Source organism: Pseudomonas sp. EL_65y_Pfl1_R83 (genome assembly GCF_963970695.1).
Taxonomy (GTDB): Bacteria; Pseudomonadota; Gammaproteobacteria; order Pseudomonadales; family Pseudomonadaceae; genus Aquipseudomonas; species Aquipseudomonas tritici.
Window position 1 is genome coordinate 1 of record NZ_CAXAQI010000033.1, and the last position, 3486, is coordinate 3486.

The 3486-nt window shown below is 55.7% G+C and carries 3 protein-coding genes and 1 pseudogene; 1 reads left to right on the plus strand and 3 read right to left on the minus strand.

Features of this window, described 5'->3' with window-relative positions:
* A pseudogene (locus AACY08_RS27335) lies at window positions 1-160 on the minus strand (ATP-binding protein); the annotation flags it as partial.
* 335 nt (window positions 161-495) lie between these two features.
* Here AACY08_RS27335 and AACY08_RS27345 point away from each other — a divergent pair.
* A complete protein-coding gene (locus AACY08_RS27345; RefSeq protein ID WP_339472241.1) occupies window positions 496-2040 on the plus strand; it encodes a Fic family protein in 1545 nt (514 codons plus the stop codon).
* Between the two features lie 156 nt (window positions 2041-2196).
* Here the strand turns inward: AACY08_RS27345 and AACY08_RS27350 are convergent, their stop codons facing one another.
* Window positions 2197-2844 (minus strand): HAD-IB family hydrolase, encoded by a 648-nt coding sequence (locus AACY08_RS27350; protein ID WP_339472242.1) that lies wholly within the window; start codon window positions 2842-2844, stop codon window positions 2197-2199.
* Between the two features lie 301 nt (window positions 2845-3145).
* Window positions 3146-3486: ribonucleotide-diphosphate reductase subunit beta (locus AACY08_RS27355; RefSeq protein ID WP_032873688.1), on the minus strand; the 341-nt coding region annotated here is incomplete at its 5' end.

The following is a 3486-nucleotide window of genomic DNA, read 5'->3' on the forward strand; positions in this document are numbered from 1 at the left end:
CCTTCAGTTCGATCCGATAAGCGTTGTGCACCAGCCGGTCGAGGATCGCGTCGCCCAAGGTCGGATCGCCGATCAGCGCGTGCCATTTGTCCACTGGCATCTGGCTGGTCACTAGCGTCGAGCGGTTACCGTATCGGTCGTCCAGCAGTTCAAGCACGTCCACCTCACCACTGCTTTCAACCTGATCCTGCGCCACAACGCGCCGAGAAACCCTTTGGTAAAAGCCTTTGCCAGAGCCCTGGGCGTAGAACTCAATGCCACTATCTGACGCTACTGCCAAGCACCTTTCCACCTAGCGACAGAGATCAAATGTGGGCGTTGTCGACCCCATCAACCTGTATCCCTCTATACGAGCCGTTATCGTTTTCAACGTGAATGGTGGATTTATTAGCAAATTTGAGTATGCATTAGCGTTTTCGTGGTCACGAAATTATCGTTTTCGCCTACTATCTCCTGATAGTTATCGTTTTTTAGTTCTCGTTAGGGGATTCGACAATGCAAGTAGGCTTCAAGGCACTCGCTGACCGCTACCGTATCGCCCTTGCACAGCCGCTACGCGTCGAATCGGTAATTGGTACGACACGTATGACCCACGAGAGCAATGGACATGTCGAACGCAAGTACCCCATCAGCTACCAGCCGTCGGACGACTTTGCGGGGCATTTCGAGTTCGGGCTCAAGTATGAAGAAATTCATCTTGAATTTTTCGCTCGCTTATTTGCTGCCGCCGGCCCCGAACCCGTTGAAGCCTGGTGCCGGCAAACGCCCTTTGGTCAATATGCCCGCCGCACCGGATTCCTGTACGAATGGGTAACCGGACGGCAGCTTGATGTGCCAGACGTCACCAATGGCGGCTATGTCGATGCTGTTTCATCGCAGCATTACCTGACCCGCGTTGAGCCTCTGAGGATACGACGCTGGCGCATCAACGATAATCTTCCCGGCGTGCCAGCGTTCTCCCCTCTGATCCGCCGTACCGAAGCTGTACAAGACGCGCTGCAGTTTGATCTGGGTGCAGCACTGCGAGAACTGAACCAGACCTTTGGCGCCGATATCCTGATGCGCACGGCAAGTTGGCTGACGTTCAAGGAGTCGCGTGCCAGCTTTTTGATAGAGAGAGAGGCAGACAAAGCCGACAGGATCCAGCGGTTTGCCCACGTGATCGCCAAATACTGTGGCCATATCGAGGATCCGTTGAGCAACGAAAGCCTGCACACGTTGCAAGCCGGTATTTTGGGAGACGAGGCTTTCGGGCTGGGCTTGCGGCGCTCGCCGGTCTTTGTGGGGCAGGCGACTATGCGCGAGGACCTCGTGCACTACATTGCGCCGCAATTTGAGGTGCTGACGCAACTGCTCAATGGCTTGAAAGCATTCGAGCTGGCAACACGAGGTTCTGAGTCCCTGGCCCGGGCAGCTGTAATCGCTTTCGCCTTCGTTTATATCCACCCCATGCGGGACGGCAATGGTCGGATCCATCGCTTTCTTATCAACGATACCTTGATCCGTGATAATGCGGTGCCTGATGGCGTGATCCTGCCGGTATCAGCCACGATTACAAGTTCGATTGATTTTCGGGCGCGTTACGTTCGCACGCTGGAGGTGTTTTCGCGACCATTCATGCAACGCTACGCCGCGTCTTATCGGTTTGGCGAACTCGTCGTCTACGATGACGGCACCCGCAGCAACCTGGTCTTTGATGACTATGAAGATGCGCAATTCGCGTGGCGCTATCCCGATTTGACTGAGCATGTCCTGTATACGGCACAGCTTGTGGCGCATACGGTCCTGACAGAGATGGCTGATGAGGCGCGTGTATTGGTCATTTTTCAGCGCGCTCAGGAGCAGCTCAAAGAAGTGCTGGAAGTGCCGGATCAGGACGCAAACCGCGTCATTCGCTCGCTAAAGGAAAATGGCTGGCAGATATCGGCGAAATTGAAAAAAGCGTATCCGCAGTTGGAAGTTGCTCACTTAGCCGAACGGGTAGTGGAAGCGGTGCGATCCGCATTTGAAGAACAAGAATCGGGTAGCGTTAACGAGTGATCGGGATGGGCCTATGCGGCCACTCAACCCCGGGCACCCCATGCTAGTGCGTTACCCAGTCTGACACCGATCAAACGGTGGGTGCTGTCGAACCCCAGCCATGCTGCGATGGGATCACCTCGATCCCCCCGCCAACCCCAACCCCAATGCCCCGCATCACCGCTTCAACCGACCCCGATTTTTCTTCTTCGCATGAAAATGCCGAAAATGCGCATCCTGCGCCGCCGCCAACAACTCCCGATCCCCACGTGTATCGCCCCAGGCCCTGAGCCGATAATCCCCCAGGTCTCCGTACACTGCCTCAAGGCGCAGCACCTTGTTCTTACACCGACAATTATTGCCGGTCAGGCGCCCGGTCAGCACCCCGTCGACCACCTCAAGCTCAGTCCCGATCAACTTGATCCCGAGCCGATTGGCAAACGGCTGCAACACCAACGCCGGCGAAGCCGAGCACAACGTCACCTCAGCCCCGGAGCCCAACTCCTGCTCCACCGAAAGCACCCCGGACGGCCGCATCAACCGCGCCCAATTGCGCTGGCAATACTCCTCGGCCTTCTGCTGCACCCACGCCTTCTCCACCCCGGTCATAAAGGTGCGGATCAACTGCGCCTTCAACTCATCCCGGCTGATCTGCCGCAACAAGAAACGCAGCCCAGGCACGGCGAGTTTTACCATCCGGCCATAAAACTCGCCGGTGCCGAAGGCAAACTTTAGGAAGGGCACGAAACTGTCGTGGTGGGTCAGGGTGCCGTCGAAGTCAAAGACGGAGAGTACTTTGGCGTCTACGGGGCCGGCTTCGAGCATGTCTGGGTTCACGGGGTGGCCTCGGTCCTATCTAATATTTTAGGTGCGTGTCAGGTGTTACAGCGGGAGATTACTCCCGTGCCAATCTTTGGACTTTCGTAGAGCCCGTCGATGAAGGCTACCTATCACTTTATCGGTGCAACACTGATGGCAATTGGGATGCAAGGCTACAGCATTGCTCGTACGATCCGAACCCTCTCGGCGAGGTGGTTAGCGCGATGTGCTTCAAGCAATGGCGAATCAACGCACATAAAAAAGCCCTGAACAAGTCAGGGCTCCTTGATGTTGCTTGGCTTAGGAATCAATCCCAGCTCAACGCGCCGCCAGTCTGATACTCGATCACACGAGTCTCAAAGAAATTCTTCTCTTTCTTCAAGTCCATGATCTCGCTCATCCACGGGAACGGGTTGGTGGTGCCTGGATACTCTTCTTTCAAACCAATCTGCGACAGGCGACGGTTAGCGATGAACTTGAGGTAGTCCTCCATCATCGCCGCATTCATGCCCAGCACGCCGCGCGGCATGGTGTCGCGAGCGTATTCGATCTCCAGTTGCGTCCCTTGCAGGATCATCTGGGTCGCTTCTTCCTTCATCTCGGCATCCCACAAATGCGGGTTTTCGATTTTGATCTGGTTGATCACAT